General features: G+C 42.3%; 23 protein-coding genes. 11 read left to right on the top strand and 12 right to left on the bottom strand.

Translation table 11 applies throughout. The features are described 5' to 3' along the window. The first annotated feature begins 22 nt into the window (after positions 1-22). The 3 genes from ABWO12_RS01035 to ABWO12_RS01025 are packed head-to-tail and all read left to right on the top strand — an operon-like array spanning position 23 to position 2591. Positions 23-1111 (top strand): glycosyltransferase, encoded by a 1089-nt coding sequence (locus ABWO12_RS01035; protein ID WP_353086445.1) that lies wholly within the window; start codon positions 23-25, stop codon positions 1109-1111. Then, positions 1108-1500 (top strand): sugar 3,4-ketoisomerase, encoded by a 393-nt coding sequence (locus ABWO12_RS01030; protein WP_353086443.1) that lies wholly within the window; start codon positions 1108-1110, stop codon positions 1498-1500. The genes ABWO12_RS01035 and ABWO12_RS01030 overlap by 4 nt, the downstream gene beginning before the upstream one ends. Next, positions 1497-2591, top strand: coding sequence for a glycosyltransferase (locus tag ABWO12_RS01025; RefSeq protein ID WP_353086441.1), 1095 nt, complete (start codon positions 1497-1499; stop codon positions 2589-2591). Before ABWO12_RS01030 ends, ABWO12_RS01025 begins: the two co-directional genes overlap by 4 nt. Here the strand turns inward: ABWO12_RS01025 and ABWO12_RS01020 are convergent. After that, positions 2566-3438, bottom strand: a complete 873-nt coding sequence (locus ABWO12_RS01020) for a glycosyltransferase family 2 protein (protein WP_353086439.1) — start codon at positions 3436-3438, stop codon at positions 2566-2568. The two genes, ABWO12_RS01025 and ABWO12_RS01020, sit on opposite strands and share 26 nt — an antisense overlap. Beyond that, positions 3438-4121 (bottom strand): cell division ATP-binding protein FtsE, encoded by a 684-nt coding sequence (locus tag ABWO12_RS01015; protein ID WP_353086437.1) that lies wholly within the window; start codon positions 4119-4121, stop codon positions 3438-3440. The genes ABWO12_RS01020 and ABWO12_RS01015 overlap by 1 nt, the downstream gene beginning before the upstream one ends. A 256-nt stretch (positions 4122-4377) precedes the next feature. On the opposite strand from ABWO12_RS01015, the gene ABWO12_RS01010 reads away from it, so the two are divergent. From ABWO12_RS01010 to ABWO12_RS00980, 7 genes are all read left to right on the top strand, one after another. Continuing rightward, on the top strand, positions 4378-7392 hold the full coding sequence (locus ABWO12_RS01010; protein ID WP_353086435.1) for a tetratricopeptide repeat protein: 3015 nt from the start codon (positions 4378-4380) through the stop codon (positions 7390-7392). A gap of 8 nt (positions 7393-7400) precedes the next feature. After that, positions 7401-9170 carry a TonB-dependent receptor gene (locus ABWO12_RS01005; RefSeq protein ID WP_353086433.1) on the top strand — a complete coding sequence of 590 codons (1770 nt, stop codon included), beginning with the start codon at positions 7401-7403 and terminating at the stop codon, positions 9168-9170. Positions 9171-9226: 56 nt separating this feature from the next. Then, entirely contained in the window at positions 9227-9670 is a 444-nt protein-coding gene (locus ABWO12_RS01000; protein WP_353086431.1) for a hypothetical protein, read from the top strand. 24 nt (positions 9671-9694) lie between these two features. Further along, a complete protein-coding gene (locus ABWO12_RS00995; RefSeq protein WP_353086429.1) occupies positions 9695-9985 on the top strand; it encodes a hypothetical protein in 291 nt (96 codons plus the stop codon). A 510-nt stretch (positions 9986-10495) separates the two neighbouring features. Next, complete coding sequence (locus ABWO12_RS00990; protein WP_353086427.1) at positions 10496-13483, top strand: DEAD/DEAH box helicase; 2988 nt, start codon at positions 10496-10498, stop codon at positions 13481-13483. A gap of 245 nt (positions 13484-13728) precedes the next feature. Then, positions 13729-14250, top strand: coding sequence for a hypothetical protein (locus tag ABWO12_RS00985; protein WP_353086426.1), 522 nt, complete (start codon positions 13729-13731; stop codon positions 14248-14250). Continuing rightward, positions 14243-14932, top strand: a complete 690-nt coding sequence (locus ABWO12_RS00980; protein ID WP_353086424.1) for a nucleotidyl transferase AbiEii/AbiGii toxin family protein — start codon at positions 14243-14245, stop codon at positions 14930-14932. The genes ABWO12_RS00985 and ABWO12_RS00980 overlap by 8 nt, the downstream gene beginning before the upstream one ends. A gap of 948 nt (positions 14933-15880) precedes the next feature. On the opposite strand, the gene ABWO12_RS00975 is transcribed toward ABWO12_RS00980, so the two are convergent. After that, positions 15881-16936 (bottom strand): cyclic nucleotide-binding domain-containing protein, encoded by a 1056-nt coding sequence (locus tag ABWO12_RS00975; protein WP_353086422.1) that lies wholly within the window; start codon positions 16934-16936, stop codon positions 15881-15883. A 227-nt stretch (positions 16937-17163) separates the two neighbouring features. On the opposite strand from ABWO12_RS00975, the gene ABWO12_RS00970 reads away from it, so the two are divergent. Then, positions 17164-17823: a hypothetical protein gene (locus ABWO12_RS00970; RefSeq protein WP_353086420.1), complete on the top strand. Its 660-nt coding sequence runs from the start codon at positions 17164-17166 to the stop codon at positions 17821-17823. Between the two features lie 73 nt (positions 17824-17896). Here the strand turns inward: ABWO12_RS00970 and ABWO12_RS00965 are convergent, their stop codons facing one another. The 9 genes from ABWO12_RS00965 to ABWO12_RS00925 are packed head-to-tail and all read right to left on the bottom strand — an operon-like array spanning position 17897 to position 26396. Further along, positions 17897-18286 carry a hypothetical protein gene (locus ABWO12_RS00965; protein ID WP_353086418.1) on the bottom strand — a complete coding sequence of 130 codons (390 nt, stop codon included), beginning with the start codon at positions 18284-18286 and terminating at the stop codon, positions 17897-17899. 17 nt (positions 18287-18303) lie between these two features. Continuing rightward, positions 18304-19338, bottom strand: coding sequence for an MlaD family protein (locus ABWO12_RS00960; RefSeq protein WP_353086416.1), 1035 nt, complete (start codon positions 19336-19338; stop codon positions 18304-18306). A gap of 3 nt (positions 19339-19341) precedes the next feature. Next, positions 19342-20073 (bottom strand): ABC transporter ATP-binding protein, encoded by a 732-nt coding sequence (locus tag ABWO12_RS00955; protein WP_353086414.1) that lies wholly within the window; start codon positions 20071-20073, stop codon positions 19342-19344. After that, the gene (locus ABWO12_RS00950) at positions 20073-20831 is read right to left on the bottom strand and encodes an MlaE family ABC transporter permease (RefSeq protein WP_353086412.1); all 759 of its coding nucleotides are present in this window, start codon (positions 20829-20831) and stop codon (positions 20073-20075) included. The genes ABWO12_RS00955 and ABWO12_RS00950 overlap by 1 nt, the downstream gene beginning before the upstream one ends. 9 nt (positions 20832-20840) lie before the next feature. Continuing rightward, positions 20841-21683: a universal stress protein gene (locus ABWO12_RS00945; RefSeq protein WP_353086411.1), complete on the bottom strand. Its 843-nt coding sequence runs from the start codon at positions 21681-21683 to the stop codon at positions 20841-20843. A 29-nt stretch (positions 21684-21712) separates the two neighbouring features. After that, on the bottom strand, positions 21713-22366 hold the full coding sequence (locus ABWO12_RS00940; RefSeq protein ID WP_353086409.1) for a BON domain-containing protein: 654 nt from the start codon (positions 22364-22366) through the stop codon (positions 21713-21715). After that, positions 22353-23036 carry a BON domain-containing protein gene (locus tag ABWO12_RS00935; protein WP_353086408.1) on the bottom strand — a complete coding sequence of 228 codons (684 nt, stop codon included), beginning with the start codon at positions 23034-23036 and terminating at the stop codon, positions 22353-22355. The genes ABWO12_RS00940 and ABWO12_RS00935 overlap by 14 nt, the downstream gene beginning before the upstream one ends. Beyond that, a complete protein-coding gene (locus tag ABWO12_RS00930) occupies positions 23033-25360 on the bottom strand; it encodes a glycosyltransferase (protein WP_353086406.1) in 2328 nt (775 codons plus the stop codon). Before ABWO12_RS00930 ends, ABWO12_RS00935 begins: the two co-directional genes overlap by 4 nt. Continuing rightward, positions 25350-26396, bottom strand: coding sequence for a glycoside hydrolase family 130 protein (locus ABWO12_RS00925; RefSeq protein WP_353086405.1), 1047 nt, complete (start codon positions 26394-26396; stop codon positions 25350-25352). The genes ABWO12_RS00930 and ABWO12_RS00925 overlap by 11 nt, the downstream gene beginning before the upstream one ends. Positions 26397-26422 lie beyond the last annotated feature (26 nt).

Raw genomic sequence — 26422 nt, 5'->3', positions numbered from 1 at the left:
GTTCGTGCTAAAATAGAAAATTTTGGGTGTACCATCAAATAACATAACCGTTTGTTTAGTTTCCGATCAATTGGCTGGGGGTGGCGCCGAGCGATTTTCCGCACAATTGTCAACGTTCTTGGTTGAAAAAGGGATTCATGTGCACCATGTTTTGGTTTTAGATGCGATTGAGTATCCTTATAAAGGTGAAGTATTCAATTTGGGTTGGTTGAAAAAAAAATCGCCCTTTTTTTTGCATCGTTTCCGTCGCTTTTTTGCCCTTCGCAATTTTTTTAAAACCCATACGTTTACGGTTATTATTGACACTCGTGTTAAGAAAAGAAGCCTTCAAGAGTTGCTTATTCATCGTTGTATATACCAAAGTTCTTACATATTGATGGTACATAGTGCTCGAACCGAGTGGTATATTCCAATGGGAAGTTGGGGTGCTCGTTGGATATACAAAAAGGCTGCTGCGGTAGTTGCTGTATCAAAGGGGATTCAACAATTGTTGGAATCGCAATATGGTTTAAAAAATGTTATTCATATCCCCGTAACCTATCCCACATTTTCTGTTTTTTCCTCCTTGGATTTACCCCCCTTTATTTTGGCTGTAGGACGAATGAATGATTCAATCAAGCAGTATGATCGATTGCTAGCGATGTATGCCCAATCGGAACTACCTCAAAAAGGTATTCATTTGTTTGTATTAGGTGAAGGGTATCTTCTACCAGAGTATCAAAGGCAAGCCGAACAATTGGCCTGTTCCAAGTTAATTCATTTTCCTGGCCGCGTGACGAATACAAATGATTATTATACAAAAGCCTTGTTTTCAGTGCTAACGAGTAAGAATGAAGGTTTTCCTACCGTATTGTTGGAATCTTTGGTTTTTGGAACTCCTGTAATTGCTTACGATTGCCCAACAGGGCCCAGTGAAATTATTCAGCATGAAAGCAATGGATTGTTGGTTCCTAATCAAGATGAAGCGACTTTTATTCAAGCTCTTAATCGGATGATTAGTGATAAAGACTTATATTTACGCTGTAAAGACCATGCAAAGTCTTCTGTTGCACAATATTCAATGGAGCAGATTGGCGCGCAGTGGTTAAATTTGATAAGCCAAAAACTATGACTATTGATTGGATAGATATACCAAAAGTAAAGAATCCCAAAGGGAATATAGCGATTTTGGAGGGGGATACACTTCCTTTTGAAGTTAAACGCGTTTATTACTTATATGATGTTCCTTCAGGAGCACGAAGGGGAGGACATGCGCACAAGACCTTGCAGCAAGTACTTATTGCAGTTTCGGGAAGTTTTGATGTGGTGTTGAAAGATGGAAAAACAACCCAACGAATTTCTCTTAATCGTCCCGATAAAGGCTTATTGATTTCTCACAATACCTGGCGTGAACTAGAAAATTTTTCATCAGGTGCTGTTTGTTTGGTTCTGGCCTCTGAGCCTTATGATGAAACAGAATATATTCGATCTTACAAAGAGTTTTTGAAGTTTATCTCATGAAACTGTTGTATGTACTTCCAAGAGTCTCTGGGGAAGGAGGGGTGCAACGTGTCATCGCATACAAGCTCAACTACTTAGTCACTCATTTTGATTATGACATTCACCTCCTATGTCATGACCAAACACTTTCTTTTTATCCATTGGATTCACGTATACAAATATATTACTTGAGTTTGGAGGGCAATCCTTGGTCATATTTTCAACAATACCGGCGTGGAATTAAAGACACTGTTGCTATAGTTAAGCCAGAAGTTGTAGTGGTTTGTGATGGTTTTAAAGGGTACTTTCTTCCTTTTTTTAAGTTAAATGTTCCTTTGGTTTTTGAAGTGCACGGCTCGTACTACAATCGCATTTATCCGTCAAGTGATTGGGGATGGAAAAATGTAAAATACATCTTCGAATTGCTTATAAAACGTCGATTGGCTGCCCGTTTTAATTGTCTAGTAGTATTGTCAGAGAAGGCAAAAGAAGAATGGAAGTTGCCCTCAACCGTAGTAATTCCAAATCCTAATTGGATTGTTCCATTACCCAGACATCCTCAAAAAATAGCGCTTATGGTCGCACGCCATAGTTATGAAAAAGGGATAGATCGTATTTTACCTATTTGGTCTAAATTCATTACGTTGCATCCTGATTGGAAGCTGCATATTTTCGGATCTGGCTCCAAAGCCTCTTCAAAAAAACAAGCTTCTTCATTAGGAATTTTGGATACAGTACATTTTAAAGAACCCACGCCTGATATTACAGCAATTTATGCACAATCGGGTATGTTTTTAATGACATCCCGTTTTGAGGGTCTCCCTATGGCATTAATGGAAGCAATGGCTTGTGGAGTCCCTTGCGTGGCCTATGATTGCCCCGTGGGACCACGAGCATTATTGCTTACAAAAGAACATGGTTATTTGATACCTGAGGGTAATTCGGAGGCCTATTTGTCGGCAATGAATGAAATTGCACATGATTTTCCAAATACTCCACATGCCTCAACTGCGATGTCGTCTGTTGCGCGTTTTCAACCTGAAAAAGTTATGAAGCAATGGGTTACGTTGTTAGAATCGATTCGTTCTAACGCCAAAGGCAATATAGTTTGAACGCATCTAATGCCCATAATTTCGGGCACGGTCCAACTAATTTTTTTTGTAAAGCAGGGGCAATTATTCTTAAAATTGGAGCTAACAACGGTTGAACGCCCCATTTTTTTATACGATGACTCCAAAAAACAACCCTCAAATCACTTACTTCTAATTTTCCCATCGAGAGTAATTTTTCCGCATGGCGAATGGCTTCAGTGGTTTTGGCCAAAAAAACGTCTGCATCTTCTAATCCATCGTGATAGGCTGGATTTTCAATATGATGAATAGGAATCCCATTGTGTTGTAACGTTTTTATGAAAAGTAAATCTTCATACCCGTAGGCGGTTAAAGTTGCATCGAAAGGATATAAATCAAATATCTTTTTAGCGATTAATAAGTTGGAAGTGAAACAAGTTGTATATGGATTTTTTGTTCGTTGATTCAGCGAGTACGCTTCTCGTGATTGACCAAAAAGCCAACGCAATTGATATTTTTTTTCAGGCATTGTTTCACGGTAAGCAATTCCTCCAAATACTACAGGATGATGCGTACTTGAAGCGATATAATGCGCAATGAAATTTTTGCTTTTTGGCCACATATCACCATCCAAAAATAGAAGCACTGTCCCTTTGGCCTTTTGTGCTAAAGCATTTCGATTACCACTTCGGCCTAGTGTTTTTGAATTAATATGGTAATGACAATGTGATAAGTTGTTGATGTTAGCCGCTATGGTTGTGTTTGAATTTGTTGAGTCGTCATAGACAAGAATTTCAAATGGAAATTCCAAGGCGATGCATTGTTGCTGCAACTCCTTCACCAAAGGAAATGGATTGAGTTGATAAATAGGTAGAAGTATGGACAGCATTACACCGTTTTTTGAACCACTTCAAACAGGGCTCCGTCTTCACATTTTAAGGTTTTGGAAGGATATTTTAACAACAACGCATAATCGTGGGTCGCCATGATGATGGTTTTGCCGTTGGCGTTAATTTTTTTCAACAATTCCAGGACTTCAGCACTCGTTTGTGGATCGAGATTTCCTGTAGGTTCGTCGGCTAATATGACTTCCGGGTCATTCAACAAAGCCCGTGCAATGGCCACCCGTTGTTGCTCACCTCCCGAGAGTTGGTGCGGCATTTTGGCTGCAAATCCTTTCATGCCCACATGGGTCAGCACTTCATCGATTTTATCCTGCATGGCATTTTTATCGGTCCATCCCGTTGCTTTGAGCACAAACAACATGTTTTCTTGAATGCTACGGTCGGGGAGGAGTTTAAAATCTTGGAACACTACGCCCAATTTTCGGCGAAGAAAAGGAATGTCTTTTTCTTTCAAAGCGGCCAAATCATAGTCCACCACATGGCCTTGTCCTTGGGTCAACGACAAATCGCCATACAAAGTTTTCATCAAACTACTTTTTCCCGTACCACTTTTTCCAATGATATATAAAAAATCACCCGGATTGACTTCCAAATTGACTTGTGAGAGGATAACCCGATTCTCTTGATAAATAGTGGCTTGTTGTAACGATACGACAGCGTTTGACATAAGTATGGTTGTTAAGTGGGGTAAAAGTAGTAAGATAACGGAGGTTTTCAAAATAAATTTTATGAAGTGGGTGGGAAACAATCACCTATGAGCACATGGGAAGAGGGTTGAATCAAGCTTTTTTTGGATGATTTTGATGTTGAAAAGGAACACAACATCGTCTTTTTGTTAAGAAAAATGTTTATAATAAAACATCGGCACCTCCCGTTATCCAAGGGAGTACTTTATTTTTGAATTATCGCTAAATTGGATTTTCATGCGCAAATTAGAATTATTTTTACTGTTTAATGGCTTGGCAGTCACCCCGATAGTGACCGCCCAACAATCGGCAGTATACACCCACAACCGCTCCGAAATGGACCGCGCTGTTGCTTTGTTCAACGATCAACAATACCAAGCTGCCCAATGGTTGTTTGAAACGGTTCGTCGGAGTCAAAAGAATCCCGACATACAAGCCGATTGTGCTTACTACATCGCTTCATGTGCCTTGCAGCTCAGCCAACCCGATGCGCCGCAATTGGTGGAGGTGTTTGCTACGAATTATCCGTCGAGTACCAAGTTGAATCAAACGTATATCGACATGGCGCATTATTATTTTGCACAAAATGATTTCGGACGGGCGTTGACCTATTTTGATAAAGTTGACGAAAGTGCGCTTACTCCAGAGCAGCAGGATAAATTCAATTTTCAAAAAGGGTATGCCTATTTTGCGGATAAGAAAATTAAAGAAGCCTCCAATTATTTCAACCGGGTCGCCAATACCAAAACCTATGGCCCACAAGCACGCTATTATCTGGGTGTCATTGCCTACGAAGGCGATAACTTTAAAGATGCCTCCAAGTATTTTGAGCAAGTTGCTGGGGATGAAAAATACAAAGAGAAACTTTCGTATTTCCAAGCGGACATGAGTTTCCGTCAGGGCGCTTTTGAAAAGGCGATCACCGAAGGGAAAACGGCCATGGCCAAATCGTCGCCAGCCGAAAAGTCGGAGCTGAATAAAATTATCGGCGAAAGTTATTTTAACCTAAAAAATTACGCCGAAGCCTTACCGTATTTAAAGGAATACAAAGGGAAAAAGGGCAAATGGAGTAATACGGATTATTACCAATTAGGGTATACCTATTACCAGCAAAAAGATTATGAAAATGCCATTTTACAGTTCAATAAAATCATCGACGGTAAAGATGCAGTAGCGCAAAATGCTTACTATCACTTGGGAGAGAGCTATATGCGCACCGATCGGAAACCACAGGCGTTGACGGCTTTTAAAAGCGCTTCAGAAATGGATTTCGATCTCAAAATTCAAGAAGACGCCAGTTTGAATTACGCCAAATTGAGTTACGATATCGGAAACTCGTTTCAAAGTGTGCCGGATATACTCTCAGTGTTTTTGAAAAAGTATCCAAATTCTCCCAACAAAGCTGAGGTTGAGGGCTTGTTGATTAATTCGTACATCACTTCCAAAAATTACAAAGAAGCCCTGTATTTGTTGGAACAAAATAAAGCGCCAGAATTGCGTGCTGCTTACCAAAAAGTAGCGTTTTATCGCGGCTTGGAGTTGTATACCGACGGGGATTATAAAGAGGCACAGGTTTTATTCAAAGCCTCTCTTCGCGATCCGCGGGATGCCAAATTCACGGCACGCGCTATCTTCTGGAAAGGGGAAATCGATTATTTGTTCAATAACTTTCAAGAGGCATTATTGAGTTTCAAACAGTTTGAGGGTATGGCCGAAGCCAAAAATACACCTGAGTACAAAAACATCAATTATGCGATTGCCTATTGTTATTTTAAGCAAAAGGAATACGATCAAGCGGGCAATTACTTCCAAAAGCAAATTGACGCCGTCAAAGATGATCGAACACGTTTGAATGATGCCTATTTGCGCTTGGGTGACAGCCGTTTTGTGACGTCCAAATATTGGCCCGCGATGGATGCATACAACAAAGCCATAGATATGAAAGGGGTGGATGCCGATTACGCCGCCTACCAAAAAGCCATCAGTTATGGATTTGTGTCCAAAAATGACCGCAAGATTGAAGACTTCAACCGTTTTTTACAGAGCTTCAAGTCCTCACCCTACCGAGACGACGCCTTGTTTGAGTTGGCGAATACTTATGTAACTGAAGGGAAAGCGGATCAAGCCATCAAAACCTATGATGCGTTGTTGAAAGAATTTCCAAGTGGAACCTATGCTGCCAAAGCGGTGTTACGTCAAGGATTGGTGTACTATAACGGCAATCAAGATGAGGCAGCCTTAGGCAAATTCAAGAAAGTCGCTGCCGATTATCCCGGAACCCCAGAGGCATTGGAAGCGGTAGCCACAGCGCGATTAATTTATGTCGATAACGGAAAAGTTGACGAGTATGCCTCGTGGGTACGCACCCTCAATTTTGTCGAAGTGACCGACAAAGAGTTGGATGACGACACGTATACAGCTGCCGAAAAGCAATATTTGCAAAACAACACCAAGTTGGCTATTTCCTCTTTAAACGGGTATTTGGCCAAATTTCCGCAGGGCGCTCATGCGTTGAAAGCCAATTTTTATTTAGCGCAAACGTATTATGCCGATGGGTTAAGTGAAAATGCTGTGCCCCGCTATGAGCAAGTGATTGCACGTCCGAAAAACGAATTTACCGAACAGTCTTTGGCGCGTTTGTGTGAGATTCATTTGAAAAAGAATAATTATGCGGCCGCGAAGCCTGTCTTGGAACGTTTGGAAGCCGAAGCTGATTTTCCACAAAACAAAACCTTTGCTCAAGCCAACTTGATGCGGGCGTATTACGAAACCGAGAATTATGCCCAAGCGGTTGTATATGCTGATAAAGTTTTAGCCAATCCGAAAACGGATAATAAAATAAAGAGCGATGCTCAAATTATCGTTGCTCGATCGGCGATTAAGTCGGAGGACGAACCCAAAGCGCGTATGGCCTATGCCAATTTGTTGAAAATTGCCAAAGGTGAATTGGCCGCAGAAGCCTTATATTACGATGCCTATTTCAAACATAAGGATGGAAAATTTGCCGAATCGAATAAAGTGGTTCAAAAATTGGCCAAGGATTATTCGGGCTACAAATATTTTGGTGCCAAAGGATTGATAGTCATGGCTAAAAATTATTACGGTTTGAAAGACAGTTTCCAAGCCACCGCTATTTTGGAAGGGGTGAGCCAAAACTTTACCGATTATTCCGATGTGGTGCAAGAAGCCCAAGCCGAACTTACCCGTATCAAAGCTGAAGAAGCAAAAACCAATTCGTCACTTGAAAAATAACAGATGCCATGATGAACAAACGTTTGCAATATATTCTATTAAGTAGTGTTTTCTTGAGTGCTTTTGAGGGATATGCCCAAAAACAAGATCAAAATATCGGCACCGAAGTGGTCAATGTAGTAAAGCCCTATACGCCAACAATTTCGGATGCTTTCAAAGTGAAAGAAACACCCAGTTTGGATGATGAAGAAACAACCAAACGGGAAACCATTCAATACACCATTTTTTCTTTTCCCGTGGCGTCGACGTTTACCCCAGCCAAAGGAAAGGCCGCTGCTGTAGAACAAGATACTAAAGCGCGCTTATTTTCCAATTATGCCACCTTGGCGGCCGGAAATTATGGCAATGTCAATGGGGAATTGTTTTTAAACCACAATTTTGAAGACGGCAATTACTTCGGTTTGATGTTACGACATTTATCATCCCAAGGAGGCATTAAAAATGTGGAGTTGGAGGATAAATTTTCCAATACAGGTTTGGACCTTACCTACGGTGGGAAATCCAGTACCATGTCATGGGCAGCCGAGGGCGGATTCCAGCGGCAAGCCTATCGTTGGTATGGCATTAACAGCTATTTTACCGAAGGACTCACTTCGGAACAAGCGGATCTTTTTTACAGGGGTATCGAACCCAGACAAGTGTACCAAACACTGTATGCAGGTGGGCGCGTTGGATTCAATCAAGGAGCCTTCAAAGAGGCAATGTTGCGCTTTACTCGTTTTTCCGATCGTTTTGATTCGGCTGAGAATCGGGTCGTGCTAAAACCTTCTTTTGCCTTTCCCGTAGCGGGTGAAAATATTGGCTTGGATGTAGTTTTTGATTACCTCAATGGCAGTTTTGCGCGAAGCTATGTTGGGGCAACCGAAATCAGTTACGGGTTTGCCAATATCGGCGTGCAACCCTCGTTTCAACTAACCGACGGTGATTTTTCGGCTCAATTAGGAGCAGCATTCTTTTACAGTGCCGCCACAGAAGGAGGGGAGAGTCGCTTTTTTGTCTATCCCAAAATCAATGTAAGTTATAAAGTAGTCGGCGATATTATGGTTGCTTATGCTGGAGCTGAAGGAAATTTGAAGCAAAACTCGTACCGCGATTTTGTGCAAGAAAACTTCTTTGTTTCACCCACCTTAGCAATTGCTCCAACCGATCAGAAATACGATATTTTTGTCGGATTAAAAGGAAAACTAGCCAATACCATCGGGTATAATGTGCGTGCTTCCTACCTTACGGAAGACAATCGTGCGCTGTTTACCTCTAATGTTTATGACAGTTTTTCAACCAATCCCAACGGCTATATTTGGGCAAATTCTTTTAATGTAGTGTATGATAAATTAAATACGTTACAGGTGTTTGGGGAACTAAAAGCCGATATTTCCAAAAATGTACAATGGAGCGGTCAAGCCACTATAAGCAGTTTTAGTACCGATGCACAAGCAGAAGCATGGAACTTGCCTGCCCTTGAAATGCGCTCCGCTATTGATGTGGTGTTTACCCCCAAATGGTATGCAGGGGCCTCAGTATTTTTTGTTGGGGAACGCAAAGATCAATTCCGTTATACCGATGATTCGGCCGTGGTGCAGCCTACCTTTATTACACGCGATATTACACTAAAAAGTTTTATCGATCTCAACGCGCATGTAGGCTACAAACATAGTGACCGGATTACGTTTTTCCTACGAGGACACAATTTGACCAATCAAAATTACCAACGTTGGTTCAATTATCCTGTTCAAGGCATACAACTTTTATTGGGCGCCCATTTTAAGTTTGATTTCTAATTTTTTCTATCGTAACTTTCCCAACCTGTAAGTCCATCTTGCAGGTTTTTTTATTCATGAAGTCAGAAATAAAAGCATATTACCAGCAATTACTGCAAGACCGAATTGATGTCTTTCAGGATATGATTGCCCAGCTCACCGACGGGGCACAAAACGATGCCAAAGGATCAGCAGGAGACAAACATGAAACTGCCTTATCTATGATGCATTTGGAGCAAGAAAAATTGGCGGTGAAGTTGCAAGAAGTACTCCAACAAAAAGCCATCATAGATCGAATGGATCCCTCGGTACGTCACACGCGCGTCGCTTTAGGAAGTTTGGTAGAGGTAAACGGTCTAAGGCTGTTTATCGCTGCAGCGCTTCCTAAAATCACGTTGGGCAACCACACCATCTTGGCCGTTTCGACTCAAGCCCCTTTAGGAAGTGCTTTATGGGGACAAACGGTTGGTTATTCCACACAAATAAACGGTAAAAATTATACGATTACAGCGATTTGGTAGTTTGGGAAAGATTCCAAAAGTAATGTGCAAATCATGTTCTATGGCGAAGCCCCTTATGACACAACCGAAGCCTTACAATTACGGGCGCTGGGCAAAGTCTTAACCATTAAATTAATAGAGCAGTTGCGTGAAATCGATAGTGGCGTATATGGCGACAGTGCTCGAGGGATGATAATCAAATATCCGTATTCAAATTATAATCCCAATATCAGTTTTCCTTGTGGGCTGGAAAACATCGAAAAATTGATTGCTTCAGTCCTTCAAGAACTTCAAAAAATTATTACCCAAAGTCCCGAAGTAAAAGACCTTAATTAGTTCAATGAGGCAGAATTGTTGGAGCAAAAAAAAGCAACTGAAAGAAAATCAGTACTGTTTAAGCTATTTAACACGAAGTTATATGAACAATGCCGACGGACTTTCCTTGTTGAAAATGGAGTAAGCCATTCAATCTCTTACCACAACTGACTTGCAAAAAACAGCTCAAAATACCTATCCGAAAATAAAGTTATCGGACAGCTACTACCCTAATAAAAGTACCCACGTTACTACAAAAAACAGCCTCTACATCGAGGCGGTTTTTTATTTATCTGAATTTGCAAAAAAAAATACAGCTTTGCATTCTATAAGAAACAACGGGCAACCGCGACTTCTCCCGACCCTTCAGGGCTAATCACTCAAATCCCAAATCCCAAGTTAGAAATCACATCTTTCATTACAGGGACACATAATTCATAACACATAATTCATAACTCATAATTTATACCCCCAAACTCCTTATATTTGATACAACAGAATTCCCGACAGACCCCCTATAAAAGCACAAAAATGATTCATAAGCGTACAACAGTCGCTATAGCCGAAGCCGTTCGAGGAGGACGATACCTTAGCATCAAATACAAAAATAAGGAAGGAAAAGTCAGTCCTTTTTGGATTTCCATTTTAGATCTTAAAGGGGATGATAAGATTGTCGTGGATATGTTTAATGTCATGAAGGACGAACCTTTATACAGAAAAACAATTTCAATCTCAGGGATACAACACGCCGAAATCCTCAAGTTCTCTCATTATGAAGTGCCCCCCGAACTCATCAAGAAGCTAAATGAAGATGAAACCCTAGCCGTCTATGAATTTGATCGCTACAACAACGATGTGCTTAATTATTACCTCGAATGTCATAAAGCGAACAACGACCCTTTTCTGCATAAAACACATTTGATTTCCGCAATTGATTTGACCGCGCTGAAGGAGCAAATTCCCTATCAACTGTCCAACGACCAGCAAAAACAAATCATCAAAGAAATTTACCATAACGATTACAAAAAGCATTACGATTATAAATTGGCACTATGTGAATTTTCAATCGACCTAGAATCGCGAGGTAAGTTTGTAGTAGCCTATCGGGAGCTGTCCTTCGATCCCGTTAAAAAGACATTATGGGTGGTGAACGCCACGCAGTTCAATCCCAATTTTTACATCAAAGACACCAAATATTCCTTATCGTATTACACCGATTTCAGTCCGTCCGATTTTGAAGAACACTATCTGGATAATCCATCCCAAACGATTGATGCCATTGCTGAAAATTTCAAACAAGGCGAACTACTCAATACCCGACCTGAAATTGTCGTACTCGGCTATTCCAAAATTGATATTGCCCCCATTTTTGACCATATTCATACGGAACACGAGAACCAAGAAATGCAAATTCCTTTAAAAGCATTTTTTAAAAACTCCTCCTTATTAGACCGTAAGAATAGGGCTGAACCTCATATCGTTTTGTATGATAACAATGTAAACATCGATCAATTACGCACCATTTACAATGCGCTAAAATATCCGGTGACTTATGTGCAAGGACCGCCAGGTACCGGAAAAACGCAAACCATTTTGAATATCGTGGTGAATTGTTTGACCAACAACAAAACCCTGCTCATTTCCTCCAACAATAATGTTCCGATTGATGGAATTAAAGAGAAACTGAACTTAGGAACCTATAGAAATAAAGAAATCTTGATTCCCTTTCTACGATTAGGCAACAAACAATGCACGTTGGAAGCGATACAAACCATAAAAAAATTATATCACTACAAGACCAACGATGTTCCCAAGGAAACGCTTTTGCTCAACCTGAAACAAAATTCAAGAGAGAAAAACAAACAGCTGTTACACAAACTGCAACAGTATGAAGAACGGGCCGATTTAGAACAAAACCTCGAGTTTATCGACGGATTAATGGCCAAAGGAAAGTATTGGTTGTTGGAACAAGAACGTGAAAAGTTAGTAGCCAAAATCAACTCCATTCCAGTAACCCCGGATGACGATGTCAAAGGCATATTTGAAATCATCAAAGACAACCACAGTCTGCTGCAGTTCTTTTATTTCGAATCCCTGAAATACATCAAGCGTTTACGAACGAAAGAGTTTATTGAATTAATCGAAATTCTACACATTCAAGAAGAGAACGAACAAATTAAAGAATTCAATACCTGGTTAACCGACGATAAAAATATAGAAAAGCTCACCAAAGTTTTCCCCATCATCCTCACGACCAACATTTCCAGCCGTCGTTTAGGCCAGCGCTTTAAATTTGATTTGCTCACCATCGATGAAGCGGGGCAGTGCGAAATCCCCACGAGTTTAATTCCGATTTCCAAATGCAAAAACATGGTCTTGATTGGCGATACCAACCAACTCAAACCTATTATCGTTTTTGATAAAGAGAAGAACTGGAAATTGATGCAACAGTTTCAAATTAGCGACGAATACGATTATTACCACAACTCGATACTCTCCGCCTACAAGAAGTTGGATTCCATTTCGCGTGAGATTCTCTTGAGTTACCATTACCGTTGCGGACAAAAAATCATCAATTATTCCAACAAACGGTTTTACGACCAACGTTTAAACCTAACGGCGGTTGGCAATCCAGGTACAGTAAAATTACTTTCGGTGACAAATGCCAATCAGCAAAATAAAAACGGACAACTCGAGGAAGCCCTTGCCATTGTGGAGTACATTCAAAAGAACAACCTCACCGATGCCTTTATTTTGACACCGTTCAGAAACCAGGAAGAAGTGGTCAATCACTATTTGAAAGAAGCCAAAAAAGCGGGTACTATTGATCCCTCGGTAAGTTGTGGCACCATTCACAAAGTGCAAGGTCAAGAAAATAAAACGATTATCATTTCTACGGCCTTGTCTACCAAAACGTCACCCAAAACCTATGATTGGATCAAAAACAACAGTGAGTTATTGAACGTTGGTGTCACCCGTGCCAAAGAGAATTTGATTGTGGTAACCGACCTCGAGGCTATCAAAATCTTATCCCAAAAAGACGACGATTTGTATGCATTGGTCGCTTATGCCTATAAAAACGGAACTGCGGAAGTCGCCCAAAGTCAGGTCAATAAATTAACGATTGGCTTTTCCAACAACTCCAAATTTGAAGACGAGTTCTACAAAACCATGCAGCATTACTGTTCGCTCAAGGAAACCCGTTTCCGTAGAAATGTAAAAGTCATTGAGGTATTCCCCGAAGAACGGCACAATACCTTAATCAACAAAAAAGAATACGATGGCGTGCTCTACGAAAACAACCAACCCAAGGTCATCTTTGAGTTAAACGGCGCCGAGCACTACCACAACCCCCGCACCCTAAAATCCGATAAAATTAAAATGGAGTTGATTCATAATAAAAAACTCCAACTCATCACTGTGCCCAACCCTTACGTGAAACATTACGAATTCATCCGCGAGTTAATCAATAAGTTTAATGGGATTGGGTATCAGAGGACGTTGTTTGAAGGGTATTGAAAGACTATCTTTTAAACTACTGTTGATTTTAAATTAGTCGAAGCTCTCCCATTGAAGGTTAACTTCCTCATTTTTCCGATAGTTTAAAATAATTTGAAGGTTTTGCGATAGAAAAAATCAAGATGCACCAAAGCTGTAAGCCCTTTGTAACGAAATATCGCATATCGCAATATTAAATATAATCCATTAAATTATTGTTTTACAAGAAAATAATCTTTAATATTGCATATTGCAATATGAAATATATGGCACAGACTAAAAATAATTTGAAACCTCAAGACATAGTGATTTTATTAAAAATCATAGCACTTGGTAGTAAAACATGGTTTCACCATACTGTCGCTCAAGAACTTGGAATAAGTCAATCGGAAGTCAGTCAATCCCTGAATCGTTCAAAATATGCAGGGTTACTAGATGATACAAGGAAAAATGTAAACAAATTGGCATTCACTGAGTTTTTACTTCATGGTGTTGCGTATGCTTTTCCTCAACAACCTGGAGCAATCGTAAGGGGTGTTTTAACGGCACATGCGGCAGAACCTTTAAATCAAATTATTAAATCAAACGAAAAGTATGTTTGGCCTTATGCTAGGGGATTGGAAAGAGGGCAAGCTATTGAACCCCTTTACAGTACTGTAGTCGAGGCTACTTTACGTGATAAAGAACTCTATGAATTACTTACCCTGGTAGATGCGGTAAGAGTTGGACGAATTAGAGAAAAAGAAATTGCAAAAAAAGAGCTTGAAAAAAGAATTTTAAATGCATAATAAAGTAATAAATCTTGCTTTAGTAGCACAAGTTGCGCAAGGATTACAAGAATTAAACGATAAAATGGTATTCATCGGTGGAGCGGTAATCAGTTTATATACCGACGATCCAGCAGCTGAAGAAATTCGTCCAACGGCAGATATTGACATGACCATCAATTTAGCCAATTATAACGAATGGGCCCAAATGCAAGAACGCCTTGCAGCATTAGAATTCTATCCCGATCCACAAGGCCAATCCATATGTTCATACCAATATCACGGCATTGCAGTAGACATTATGCCTGCGGATGATAGTAATATGGGTATTTCAAATAGATGGTACAAACCTGGTTTTAAATACTTGCGGCAAATAAAATTAGAGAATGAAACAAGCATAAATGTATTGCCTATACCTTATTTTTTAGCTACCAAGGTAGAAGCTTTCAAAGACAGAGGGAAAAATGATTTTTACGGCAGTCACGATTTTGAAGACATTATCTATCTAATAGACAATTGCACAACAATCGTAGAAGAAATTTTAGCGGCCGATGAGGAAGTTCTTCAGTATATAAAAGAGGAATTGACCACAATCAAAAACCATAAACAAGCGGATGAAATCTTAGCAATGCATATTCATCCCTTAATTAGAGAAGAACGGTTTGCAATGTTGATGGAGAAAATTGAAATGATTACAAGGTAGAAGTCTATTTTGAAACGTAAATAAGATTTATTTGATTGAAAAAACGAAGGATATACAACTTCAAACTACCACAACCCCCGCACCCTTAAATCCGATAAAATTAAAATGGAGTTGATTCATAATAAAAAGCTCCAACTCATCACTGTGCCCAACCCTTACGTGAAACATTACGAATTCATCCGCGAGTTAATCAATAAGTTTAATGGGATTGGGTATCAGAGGACGTTGTTTGATAATTATTGAGAAGGATGGAGCGGCTGTATAAAGTTACATTTCAAACCCAACTAAGTTTTTTGTCGCTTTAATGGAGTTTCATTGGAATACTGAATGGGAACTTTTTTTGTATCTCTTTTTATTCTATTCAATTCTTTACATAATAATGCTTCTTCAATAATTTCGAGAGTTTTAAAAAATCCCCAATTGGTCAAGCCAATTGAGGATTCAACAAAACGCAAGGCCAATATAGGCGCGGGTACGGAAAACCGTAAGATCTATTAACTAACCACTGCAAAGGTGCACAAACCCATTGGATTCCCCCTTAGGGTTTTTCCTAATTCTTCAAAGTATTTTACCCCCAAGGCGCGGGGTTTTTCCCCCAAGCGGTCCTCCACCCGCGTAAAGTGGCTGTGTAGCCCATTTTTCCCCGTCGCTCCCCCTAAGATATAGCACGAATATAGCACTGATATGACACTTTTTAGGTAGCTTCTGAGCTTCTGAGCTTCTGAGCTTCTGAGCTCCTGAGAAGCTGAGCTGCTGAGCCCTTACTTAACCCTGAATACAGAAAACTGCGACCGCGACTGCGACTGCGACTGAGACTGAGACTGCGACTGCGACTGCGCCTGCGACTGCGACTGCGCCTGCGACTGCGACCGCGACTGCGACCCTTCGGGGCTGATAACAGATGGAGCGAAGCGGAATAAACCTGCCTACGGCAGGCGGGCTTTAAACCTAATTCTTCAAATAATGCAACTTATCCGCTTGTACAATGATAATACGGTTTTGGTCTTTGCGGATGAGTCCTTCCTGCTCAAAGTCGGTCAACGTTCGACTTACAGTTTCCGGCGTAGTGCCCGAGATGTTGGCCAATTCGTTTCGGCTCAGGTGGATACTTTCGCCGTTGGGACAGTAGGTGTTGAAATAACTAATCAGCGAATTGGCAATGCGCTTGCGTACCGAGTCGTAGGCAATGTGAATCAAATGCTCCTCGGTTTTACTCGACTCTTGCGATAACATATGGATAAACTTACCTGCCATCTCTGGATGATGCTCGATCAACTTCTCAAACTCCTGAATGGGTAAGATGCTGATTTCACAATCCGACATCGCTTCAGCGTTATCTGTATGTGTTTGCTCGTTGTATAAATTGTGCAACCCAATGTAATCGCCCGTCGAGTGAATACGCACCGTAAGTTCCCTTCCGTCTTGCGCAATTTTGGTAACTTTGATCGCTCCTTTGCGCACATAATAGATGCCTACCACCTTGTCACCCTCGTAAAACAGAATCTGTTTCTTTTTGATTTTTCGCTGTATCGATTGATCTTTGAGTAATTCCAACGCCAATTTTCCCTGCTGATACAAAGATTTGTTTTGGTCAATTCGGTAGGTGTTTTTAAAATATTCGAGTTGATTCTCCCGCTTCTGTAAACGTACCGCCAACGAATTTAATAATTGTACATCGCTAAACGGCCGCGACAAATAATCGTCGGCACCCAACTCCATCCCTTTTCGAATATCGGCTTTGTGGTAGGTATGGGCAAAAAAGACAAACGGTATCGAGGCTGTCTCTAGTTGTTTGGACAAGACTACCAAGACACTAAACCCATCCATTTCAGACATAAACACCTCACAAAGAATAGCGTCGGGTTTTTCGGTTTGTGCCATAGCAATGCCCGTTTTACCGTCGTGAGCCAACAAAACATCGTAGCCAGCCAAAGTTAGTAAGTCTCGAAGATATCGGTCTTCATCGTGCTGTTCCATGATGATTAAGATACGAGAGGTGGTCATAAGCGTTTATTTTATTTAACAAATGATAAAATAATCAAGTCTAAGGTAGTCATTTAAATCGCCCTTAATTTTTTTTTAACGTTAATTTTTTTTACAAATTAGTACAAAAATGGGGTGCTTCTTCACAATACATTGTGTCGGATATCAAGCGTTTTTTCTGATTTAAATCATGCTTCTTTCTTGTTAGGTAGGCTACTTTAGAGGAACTTAACCAACCCATACTTCCAATGTATTACAATGTACTTTTTCCGATTATTTCAGGGGTAATCCTTGCGCTCATGGCCTTTGCCTCGGTGCAACGAGTCAACCACCCACGTTATTTTCCCTTTGCCATGATTCTCCTTATTCTGGCGATGGAACAGTTTTGTACCGCCCTCGTCGCCTTGGCCGTTGACAATTCAGAGTACGAATACCTAAAGGGATTTTTTACGCTCTTTTTATTGATTATCTCCCAAGTCATTTGGCCCGTTTGGATTCCCTTTGCCTTACAACGCATCGAAACGGTATGGGCCATTCGACGCCTTTTGATTTTCTTTGTTTACCTTGGCATAGTTGTCGCCTTATTTACCACTTGGGATTACATTTTTTACGAAGTGTCGGTCACACTTGAGGGCGACGAGATGCGTTTTATTCAAAATGGAGACCGTTTTTTTCAAGCCTATGGCGTCTATTTTTGGATGGGCGTTACTTTGTTGCCTGCCTTTATTTCGTATACCAAACGAATGTGGATTTTTGGACTTACTTTAGCGATTGTCTATGCTGTTATGCGATATATGAATCCCTATGACTTTGTATTCTTCAGTCCAATTGTGGCTTTGGTACTCGGTGGCTCAATCTATTTTGTCCTCCTAGATGTCCCCGAATCCAAACCCGTTTGGCATGGCTAAACTTATGTGGTTGTCCACAAAAAAAGTCCGGTACTCAACATAAAAATCAGATTTTTTTGATGTTACAGTCGTTTTAAGGAGCCACCACAGGAGGTAAAAAGTGGTTGTTGACCCAATGACACCGCTGCGTTTCGGTTAGTCGCCCCGTAGTAATTACTTCGAGTCCTTGGTCGGTAAACAAGCCTTCTTTTCTCCATTGGTGCGATAGTTCCACTTTGGCACTCGACGGACCAAATAAAATCACCCGACTGTAGTCTTTAGCTTTCTGGGTTATTTTTTTGAAAAATGTATGCCGATTTTCTTTCCTCTTTTGGTTTTCATGGTAGCTGTGCAATCCATTGCCATAGGTGTTTTTTACGGGTTGGACCTCCACCGTGTCAATTTCACGTGCTTTGTCGGTAAATTCAATGAGAAAGGCTTTGGAATAATCCATCCAAATAGCCAAGGTTCGTTCATTTTTCATATTTAATAGGGATTAGGTTATTGCTTTTTTTTAAAATACCCCCGCAGCAAAAACGATTCGCGTGCAGCAGCTTCGAGGGTTCGAAATTCCCGAAGACTTTGCTCCAATTGAATCAATGTGCTATCGACCGATTGGCCAAGGCGTGGGTCATTGATGAGTTTTGAGAGCACCGAATCGGGTTGATTTAACCTTTGGGTGAGCGTGTGCAATCCTTGGGCGGTTTGTTCTATATGGTAAACGGTTTGCGAAAATGACTCCCGCAACGAATCATTCTGTATCAAATGCTGTAATAATCCATCCGATTCATTCAGTCGGGTCGAAAATTGTCGTAACGCTGTACCCGTGGTATGCAGCTCTTGCAAACTCTCACTCCAATGGGTGCTCCAAGTGGGGTCGGTCAACGCCCTATGAACCCATCCTTGGGGGTTGTTCAGCTGCGGTGTAAATTGAGCCAAAGCCCCAGTACTCTGTTCCAATTGGGTGACAACTTGTTCGATTTTATCCGCAAATGTTCGACTACGAATCAATCGAGAGACCAGCCCATTTTCGCGATTCAATCGGTGGCTGAATGTTTGCCATTCGGCAGTTATGCCTTCGGCATTTTTGGCGCTTTGTAATACACTTTCCAAAATAACTTCTACCTCAATTGACGCAACCGACTGCAAGGTGTCGTTGTGTTGTAATGGTCCCGATGCACTCGTTCCAGCTTTGATTTCCAATACTTTATCGCCTACCAAACCGTTGCTCCCAATCGTGGCCAAGGCATCGCTGTACAAATACGATTGAACGTCGTTGTCGATAGCCAATTTGACCAATACCGTTCCTTCGGGTTCAAATGCGATGCGGGTCACTGTGCCAATGCCAATCCCTGCCAAACGTATGGTACTCCCTTGCCGAAGACCACTTACGGTTTGAAAACGGGCATAGACCACAAAACTCGATCGGAATAGATTTTGGTTAAAGCCCAAAGTGTAAACGGCAATGACCAAAAGCAACAACCCCACCAAGCTGAAGAGGCCTACTTTCCAATAATATGTAGGGTTTCTGTCCATAGCTTACGGATTAAAAAAAGCATGAACCATCGGATGATCACTTTGCGCCAAGGCTTCATAGGTACCCGATTGGATAATTTGTCCTTCATGCAACACCACAATCCGATCGGCCGTATGGGCCGCACACGCGAGATCATGGGTGATGATTACAGCTGTAGGATGGTAGTCGGCTTTGATGCGCAACATCAAGTCAGTAATTTCTTTGGCTGTAATCGGATCGAGTCCGGCGGTAGGCTCATCATACAGCAATACTTCAGGGTCAATGATCAAGGCGCGCGCGAGTCCGATTCGCTTCCGCATTCCTCCCGAGAGTGCACCCGGCATCAGGTCTATAGCCGACTCCAATCCAACGTTTTGTAAGGTGGCGCGTACTTTTTTTTCAAGAACCTCAGGGGCCAGTCCGGGTTGGTTATGGTTGAGTGTAAAAGCCAAGTTATCCCCCACGGTCATCGAGTCGTAAAGGGCTGCACTTTGGAACAGGAACCCCATTTTTTGGCGCAACGGACTCAACGCATTTTCATCGCTGTGGGTAATGTCATGTCCCATCAACCGCACCACACCTTGGTCGATTTTGGTTAGTCCAGCAATGCATTTAATGGCGACCGATTTTCCCGAACCCGAGCGGCCTAATACGACAACATGTTCCCCTGCATAGACAACCAAGCTTAGGTTGACCAGCACTGCTTTGGGGCCGTAGGCTTTGTACACATGTTCTAATGCAATCAATGGAGTCATTATAGTAAATCAGTTAGTTGAACTGCAATTAAATCGACCAAAAAAATACTCAGCGAGGCCGTGACTACCGCTTGATTGGCAGCGCGTCCTACACTCTCCGTTCCGCCTTGGGCATGAAACCCTTTGAAACACCCGACCAATCCAATAAAGAAGCCGAAGCAATAGGTTTTGATCACGGCAGGAATCAAATCACTGAAAGCCAAAGAGTCAAAAACCTGCCGGAGGTAATGACCAAGCGTTAGATCTAAATGCCTTGAAATGCCTAAATACCCTCCCAAAAGTCCGATAGCATCCGCATACAGCACGAGAATAGGGAGCATCAATGTAGTGGCCAAAGTACGTGTAATAACTAAATACCGAAAGGGGCGGATAGCGCTCACCTCCATAGCATCGATTTGTTCGGTGACACGCATTGAACCTAATTCGGCACCTATGCCCGAAGCCATTCGTCCTGCGCAAATTAAGGCTGTAATAACCGGGGCAATTTCGCGTACCAATGAGAGACCTACCATACCTGGAATCCACGACTCCGCGCCAAATTTAGCCATGGCAGGACGGGACTGTATGGTGAGCACCCATCCCATAATCAGTCCCGTTGTGGTGACCAAAGGGAGGGAGCGGTAGCCCAACTCATAACATTGTTTGAGCAGCTCGCGACTGGATAGGGTTTTGAAATTTAATTCGCGAAAAAAGCGGCCGAAAAAGAGCGTAAACTGCCCCAAGCCTACAAGTTCGTTTTCATAAGGACGGAAAGCCATGGTGTACTATTAGGGTTTTGGAATGACCAAGAGGGGGAGATGATTTTCCAATATCAAGGCCGAAGTTTTGGACGGAAAAAGCATCCGACTCATTAAAGAACGGTTGGAAGTACGAAACAATACCACCAGCGACGGTTTTAAGGGTTGCAACAACCTATGCAACAGTTCTTTGAATGGCGTTTGAGGAATCAGCTGAATGTATTGAAATCGTACCGTGTTGTTTTCATAACTTTTTGCTGTTTTATGCAATTGGGTAAACCGCGCTTTCAATTCCATTTCATATGCAAAGAATAAGACATCTACCCTCGCCTCCAAGCGACGTTGGAGCGTTGTAATCTGCGCCATTTCATCATCGATATGCGCCATGTCGGTGAGGTAACAAAGCGAGTGGATAGGTGTTGTTCGGTAGCGATTCGGCACAATACATAAAGGAACGGGACAATGCTGCAGCAGCGCTTCTGGAAGACTACCCAATAAGGTTTTGTATATAGAAACCCCATTTTCACTACAAAAAACCATTTCGATGGCTTCCATTTTGGTGTAATGAATGATTGTTGAAGCTAAACTACGTTCGAGTTTGAGGCATACAATTTCATAATCCACTTTGGGTATACCCGACGGAAAAACCACATGAATGTATTTCTTGAGTTGGTTGGTTTTGAGTTGTAAGGCCTCCTCCCACCGGAGTTGTGGGGTGGCGGTTCGCAAGTCGATCGCAATTTCAGGGTCAAAAAGGTTTAGCACGTGCAACAATACCACTTTGGACTGGGTTTGTTGGGCATATTGAAATGCAAAACGAATGCCTTTCCGCGAATGCCCAGAAAAGTCAGTGGTGACAAGAATTTTTCCCATAGCTTTTGGTTTTAATGAAATTCCAACCGTTAGGTATGGATAATTTCGAGTTGATTATGTATGCGCCAGATGCCAGGAGCATTCCAAGCAATCCGTTCAGCTTCCTCTTTTTGAAACAAGGAATCTACAACCCCTGTGAGGGTGACTTCGTTTTGATGAACCCCAACGTCTATAGTTTTTCCACGAAGAATACTACTGCGGTCGAAAGCATCATACAATGCTTTTTTTTCCAACATATCCGTTCGATCGGAATGGATGAGCAATGAATTGACGACTCCTTTCACTCCTATAATACGCGAGACGGCTTTTTCAGCGGCTTGTTTTTGGTACTGCCAATCGACCGAGCCGACGAGGTAAATCCAGCCATTGGCCACCACAATTTTGATGTGTTCGGGAGGAATGGAAGTATGAAGCTCCAGTGCTTGTAAGGCTTGTTGGGCCAAGCTGTCCTCGTCGGCTGCTTGGGGGTGGTCATGTACATTGATGTGCATAACCACAGCTTTTACTCCCCGGACTTTCTTGACAATTTGTTCGATATCCAATTTCATATCGTAGCGAGCTACGGTTCCACTCAGGGTGACAATCCCCTCATGAGCCGTTACTCCAATTGCAGCCCCCGTAATATAGGGCTCCCAAAAGAGAGCAAATTGAACTTTTTTTTGGAGGTCATCATTCGCGTTCATCACTAAAAACTTTTACAAAGGGTCGGATTTCAATTTCATTGGATACCGAAGCAATCCCGGGAGCATTCCACGCCAAGCGCTCGGCTTCATCCTTTTCATAGAGGTTATTGACACTCCCTGTTAAGGTAACCTTGCGGTGATCTAGGGTAACTGCAATTACGGCATCCGACAGCACAGCACTGTGGTGAAGGGCTTTGACAATGCTTTCCTGTAGGAGTTCATTCTCGTAATCGGATTGGGTATGCAGCAAATTAGAAATACCCCGTATGCCTTTGATACTGCTTAAAGCAGCTTCTGCAGCTTTTTTCTGGTAGTTCCAATGTAGCGTTCCTTCGAGCGTAACCCATCCGTTTTCCACTTTGAAACGTATACGTTCATCGGGAATGGTAAAACTGGATTGGTACAACCGTAAGATGCTCACGGCCAATTTTTCATCGGAGAGGGTTTGGTCTTGTGGAAAAACCACGGCTATTTTTTCAACAATAGCGCGCACCCCATCAATATTTTTTACAATGCGTTCCGCTTCAACCTTCAGGAAGTAATTGGGCAGTATTCCTGTAAGCGTTATAATGCCTTGGTGGGCCGTTACTCCTAATTGAACGTCGTGCATTTGAGGTTCCCAGCGTAACGCTTGTTGAACCGTAAATTGTAATGATTCGTCTGTACTCATGTGTGCATTTGATTTTGAAGTTGTTTGGTGTATTTACGTTGGTGAAGTTCCAAGGCTTGCCGAGCCAAGAGATGACTCAAGGTCGATTCGGCGCCCTGATTTAGGTTAACATGATCGGCTTCCAAACCATCGTAGCAGCCCCCTGTTTTGGGGTTATAGAGCATTTCCCCCCGATGATTTAGGCCAAGAAACCAACGGTAGGCCGTTTCGATCTGTTGTGCATATATGGGTTGTTGGAGCAGTCGATAAAACGTATCCAAGGCAAGAACGGTATAAGCCGCATCAATCGGTTGTTCGCCCCCAGGAGGTAATCGATCCCACGCTTGCCCTTGATGAAACCATCCATTATTGGAGATGACCCTCAAATAGGAATCACGAAAAAGGATACTTAATAAAAAAGAAAAGGATAAGACCGCTGTGGTTTTAAAATCAATACGGTGGGTTACTTTCCAAGCCATAAGGAGTGCTTCGGGCAACACACTATTGCCGTAGGTGAGGTAGGGCTCATACCACGGCCAGTTGTCGGTAGCGGTTTGCCCGTACATCCCCTGCAAGCGATCGCCAAGGATTTCGATTTCGGTGCAATAATCGGCGTTTCCCGACTCGTATACAAAGTAGAGTCCTTTCAGGGTAAACGCCATCGCCCGAGGGGAGGTAAGGGTCAAACGAGGGTCCCGGGTCGCTTGTAACAAGTTCTGAATGGGTTGTTGGAGCGATACTTGATCGGTGGGAGCAAATGCAGCACAATACCCCAATGCCCATATCGCCCGTCCAAAGGAGTCTTCTAGGTTATCGGACTTGTTCTGCGCGGTAAATTGGTGGGCATAGGAAACATAGTTTAGAAAACGACCATCGGGTTGGAGGCAAAAAAGCATAAATTGAAGGTAGCGTTCCATCGCGGTCAGCAAGGCCGGATTTCGCGTGATTTGATAGTTTTGCACGGTAACAATGAGCGCACGGGCATTGTCGTCAAGCGTATATCCTGAGCTCGTATCGGGTTGATTAAGTCGAGCAAATTGTAAAATGCCTTTGCCAGTTGTCATCGCCCAAACATGTTTGAGGGTTATGTTTGGAAGTCGAAGGGTGAGCAGTATTCGAGTCGTACTTTGCTGTTTCAGGTAGTTTACATAGTGCATGGCTGTATTTTCCCAAGCGGTGGGTTCCATTTGATGCAAACCGTTTCCTCGAAGTTCTTCTTGCCATTCGGGATGGGAGAGTAAAGCGATGAGTTGCCGTGCCAGCTGAACGGGTTGTTCAAAATCAAAAAGGAGGCCGCTGCCCTTTTGAACAAGTTCTCTAGCATGCGGTATCGGAGTCGTGATGATAGGGCATCCGCAACTCAATGCATAGGCAAAAGTGCCGCTAACTGCTTGCTCCTGATTTTTGGAGGTAAACAAATAGATATCGGTCATTTGCAGCAAGTCTAATAGTTTGGGAAGCGCTACATATTCATTGATAAAATGGGTATGGTGTTGCAAGCCCAAAGCGGTAATCCGTTCTTCCAAAAAATGGCGATAGCGTTCGCCTTCTTGCGCAACAACTCCAGGATGGGTTTTCCCAACAATTAAAAATAAAACATCAGGAAAACGTTGGATGACCAACGGAAGGGCCTCAAGGGTGGTTTCAATATTTTTCCCTGAGCTCAATAGTCCAAAAGTAGTAAGCAAAGTGCGTTGTTCCCACCCCATACGTTTTTTGAGAACAGCTTTCGGCAAGTGATCGACCAAGTGGGTTCCGTGGGGGATCACTTTAATTTTGGAAGCGGGAAAACCATAACGTTCGACCAATAGTTTTTGAGAGTGTGCTGTCATTACTACCAGGGTATGGGCCAAGAAAACGAGTCGTTTCATAAACAACAGGGTAGCTTCATCAGGATGGGCTAGGACCGTATGGAGTACCACCATGACTTTTTTCTCCATTTGATTCAAAGCATTTAAAAGTTTGAACTCATGCGAACGAAAGAGGCCAAATTCATGTTGCACAATAACCCATTCTTGCTGATGCAATTGCCCCATTTTGGTTAGAAGAGTGTGGTATGAAGCACTGCTTTCGGGTTGTAACACATGAAACACAACAGCGGGATAAACTGCTTCAGGAACATCTAGGGCACAAATTTTGACCGTAAAAGCTTGTTCGTACTGCGTTTGTATGGCCTCAATCAAATCGGAGGCAAAAGTAGCCAAACCACAAGCTCTCGGAGGGTAAGTGGTAATCATGACCAAATCGGGTTGGGGCACAGCGGCCGGTGAAGGCTGAGGTGCGGGAATACGCTGGGTATATTGTGGCAAGAGGAGACGCGATGCGCGTTGTATTTTAAGTCGCATGGGTTTCGAGGGGGTTACGTTGCAGTTCGTCCAGTAAGTTGGGTAACGAGAGGGTCACCCAAGCAATGCGTTTGTCGGCGGCTCCATAAAAAATGTAGAGCAATTCGTCAACGACCACTGCTCCACTAGGAAAGCAAATGTTGTTGATAATTCCGTGAATTTCATATTCATATTCGGGACCAAAAAGCGGGTAGGATAGTCGGCCCCGTTCAATTTGTGGGTTTTCCAAGTCCAATAAAGCCGCACATGCACTGTATACATATCCGTCTAGTGTATCGTGTACCCCATGATAAATCAAAAGCCAACCTAATTTGGTTTCAATAGGTGGACAGCCTCCTCCCACATAACTTACTTCATGATCGTATTTAGGACTGAGGAGAATTCCCTCGGTAAAATGTAAAAAGTAGTTTTCCCAAAAAGCGGTAGTGAGGTCACTGAAGTCCTGAATGATAACCAATTGAATGTCGGGTTTGATGCGGTGTAACAAATAGAGTTTTCCGTGAATGCGGCGGGGAAAAAGGATTACATTTTTATCCCATAACTTCCATTCTAGGGAATTTGGCATGCCCTGGGGCGGTTGGTTGTAGCGGTGGTATTTTTCGTTGAGCGGACGCTTGGATTCAGCCAGAAGGATAAAATCGGCAAAACGAATATCGGCAACAATTAAACCCTGTTTTTCCCAATGAATCATATCACTTGAAATAGCAAGAGCCCCGCGCGCATTGAGTCCATCAAATGCAGTGTAGGTAAGATAAAAAAGCCCCTCAATCATCACAATACGCGGATCTTCCACCCCATGACACTCGTATGAAGCTTGGGGATAAATGGAGGGAATTTCATCCCGCTGGAGGAGTTGGCCTTGTACATCAAAACGAGCATAGCCAATCACAGAACTATGGGTTTTACTAATCGCACGGTACCACATGTGAATGCCATCTCGATTGCGAAGTACGGCGGGATTAAGCACACCGAGATTTTCAAAACCGTGGGTGGTTTTTTCTAATAGTATACCGCGTTTTTTAAGGCAAGACAACATGGGTTAAAAGGTGGAGGAAAGTTGAC

The sequence above is a fragment of the Flavobacterium sp. genome, from assembly GCF_040379285.1.
Classification (GTDB): domain Bacteria; phylum Bacteroidota; class Bacteroidia; order Flavobacteriales; family Flavobacteriaceae; genus Flavobacterium.
The sequence above is the reverse complement of the archived record's forward strand: the minus strand, read 5'-3'. Positions and strand labels throughout refer to the sequence as shown.

Coding starts and splice junctions, on each gene's coding strand:
- ABWO12_RS01010 (WP_353086435.1), top strand. CDS start 4,378: ATGCGCAAATTAGAATTATTTTTACTGTTTAATGGCTTGGCAGTCACC.
- ABWO12_RS01005 (WP_353086433.1), top strand. CDS start 7,401: ATGATGAACAAACGTTTGCAATATATTCTATTAAGTAGTGTTTTCTTG.
- ABWO12_RS00945 (WP_353086411.1), bottom strand. CDS start 21,683: ATGGGAAAAATTCTTGTCACCACTGACTTTTCTGGGCATTCGCGGAAA.
- ABWO12_RS00980 (WP_353086424.1), top strand. CDS start 14,243: ATGCATAATAAAGTAATAAATCTTGCTTTAGTAGCACAAGTTGCGCAA.
- ABWO12_RS00925 (WP_353086405.1), bottom strand. CDS start 26,396: ATGTTGTCTTGCCTTAAAAAACGCGGTATACTATTAGAAAAAACCACC.
- ABWO12_RS01000 (WP_353086431.1), top strand. CDS start 9,227: ATGAAGTCAGAAATAAAAGCATATTACCAGCAATTACTGCAAGACCGA.
- ABWO12_RS00975 (WP_353086422.1), bottom strand. CDS start 16,936: ATGACCACCTCTCGTATCTTAATCATCATGGAACAGCACGATGAAGAC.
- ABWO12_RS00940 (WP_353086409.1), bottom strand. CDS start 22,366: ATGAACGCGAATGATGACCTCCAAAAAAAAGTTCAATTTGCTCTCTTT.
- ABWO12_RS00970 (WP_353086420.1), top strand. CDS start 17,164: ATGTATTACAATGTACTTTTTCCGATTATTTCAGGGGTAATCCTTGCG.
- ABWO12_RS01030 (WP_353086443.1), top strand. CDS start 1,108: ATGACTATTGATTGGATAGATATACCAAAAGTAAAGAATCCCAAAGGG.
- ABWO12_RS00965 (WP_353086418.1), bottom strand. CDS start 18,286: ATGAAAAATGAACGAACCTTGGCTATTTGGATGGATTATTCCAAAGCC.
- ABWO12_RS01015 (WP_353086437.1), bottom strand. CDS start 4,121: ATGTCAAACGCTGTCGTATCGTTACAACAAGCCACTATTTATCAAGAG.
- ABWO12_RS00960 (WP_353086416.1), bottom strand. CDS start 19,338: ATGGACAGAAACCCTACATATTATTGGAAAGTAGGCCTCTTCAGCTTG.
- ABWO12_RS01020 (WP_353086439.1), bottom strand. CDS start 3,438: ATGCTGTCCATACTTCTACCTATTTATCAACTCAATCCATTTCCTTTG.
- ABWO12_RS00935 (WP_353086408.1), bottom strand. CDS start 23,036: ATGAGTACAGACGAATCATTACAATTTACGGTTCAACAAGCGTTACGC.
- ABWO12_RS01025 (WP_353086441.1), top strand. CDS start 1,497: ATGAAACTGTTGTATGTACTTCCAAGAGTCTCTGGGGAAGGAGGGGTG.
- ABWO12_RS00985 (WP_353086426.1), top strand. CDS start 13,729: ATGGCACAGACTAAAAATAATTTGAAACCTCAAGACATAGTGATTTTA.
- ABWO12_RS00950 (WP_353086412.1), bottom strand. CDS start 20,831: ATGGCTTTCCGTCCTTATGAAAACGAACTTGTAGGCTTGGGGCAGTTT.
- ABWO12_RS00930 (WP_353086406.1), bottom strand. CDS start 25,360: ATGCGACTTAAAATACAACGCGCATCGCGTCTCCTCTTGCCACAATAT.
- ABWO12_RS00990 (WP_353086427.1), top strand. CDS start 10,496: ATGATTCATAAGCGTACAACAGTCGCTATAGCCGAAGCCGTTCGAGGA.
- ABWO12_RS00955 (WP_353086414.1), bottom strand. CDS start 20,073: ATGACTCCATTGATTGCATTAGAACATGTGTACAAAGCCTACGGCCCC.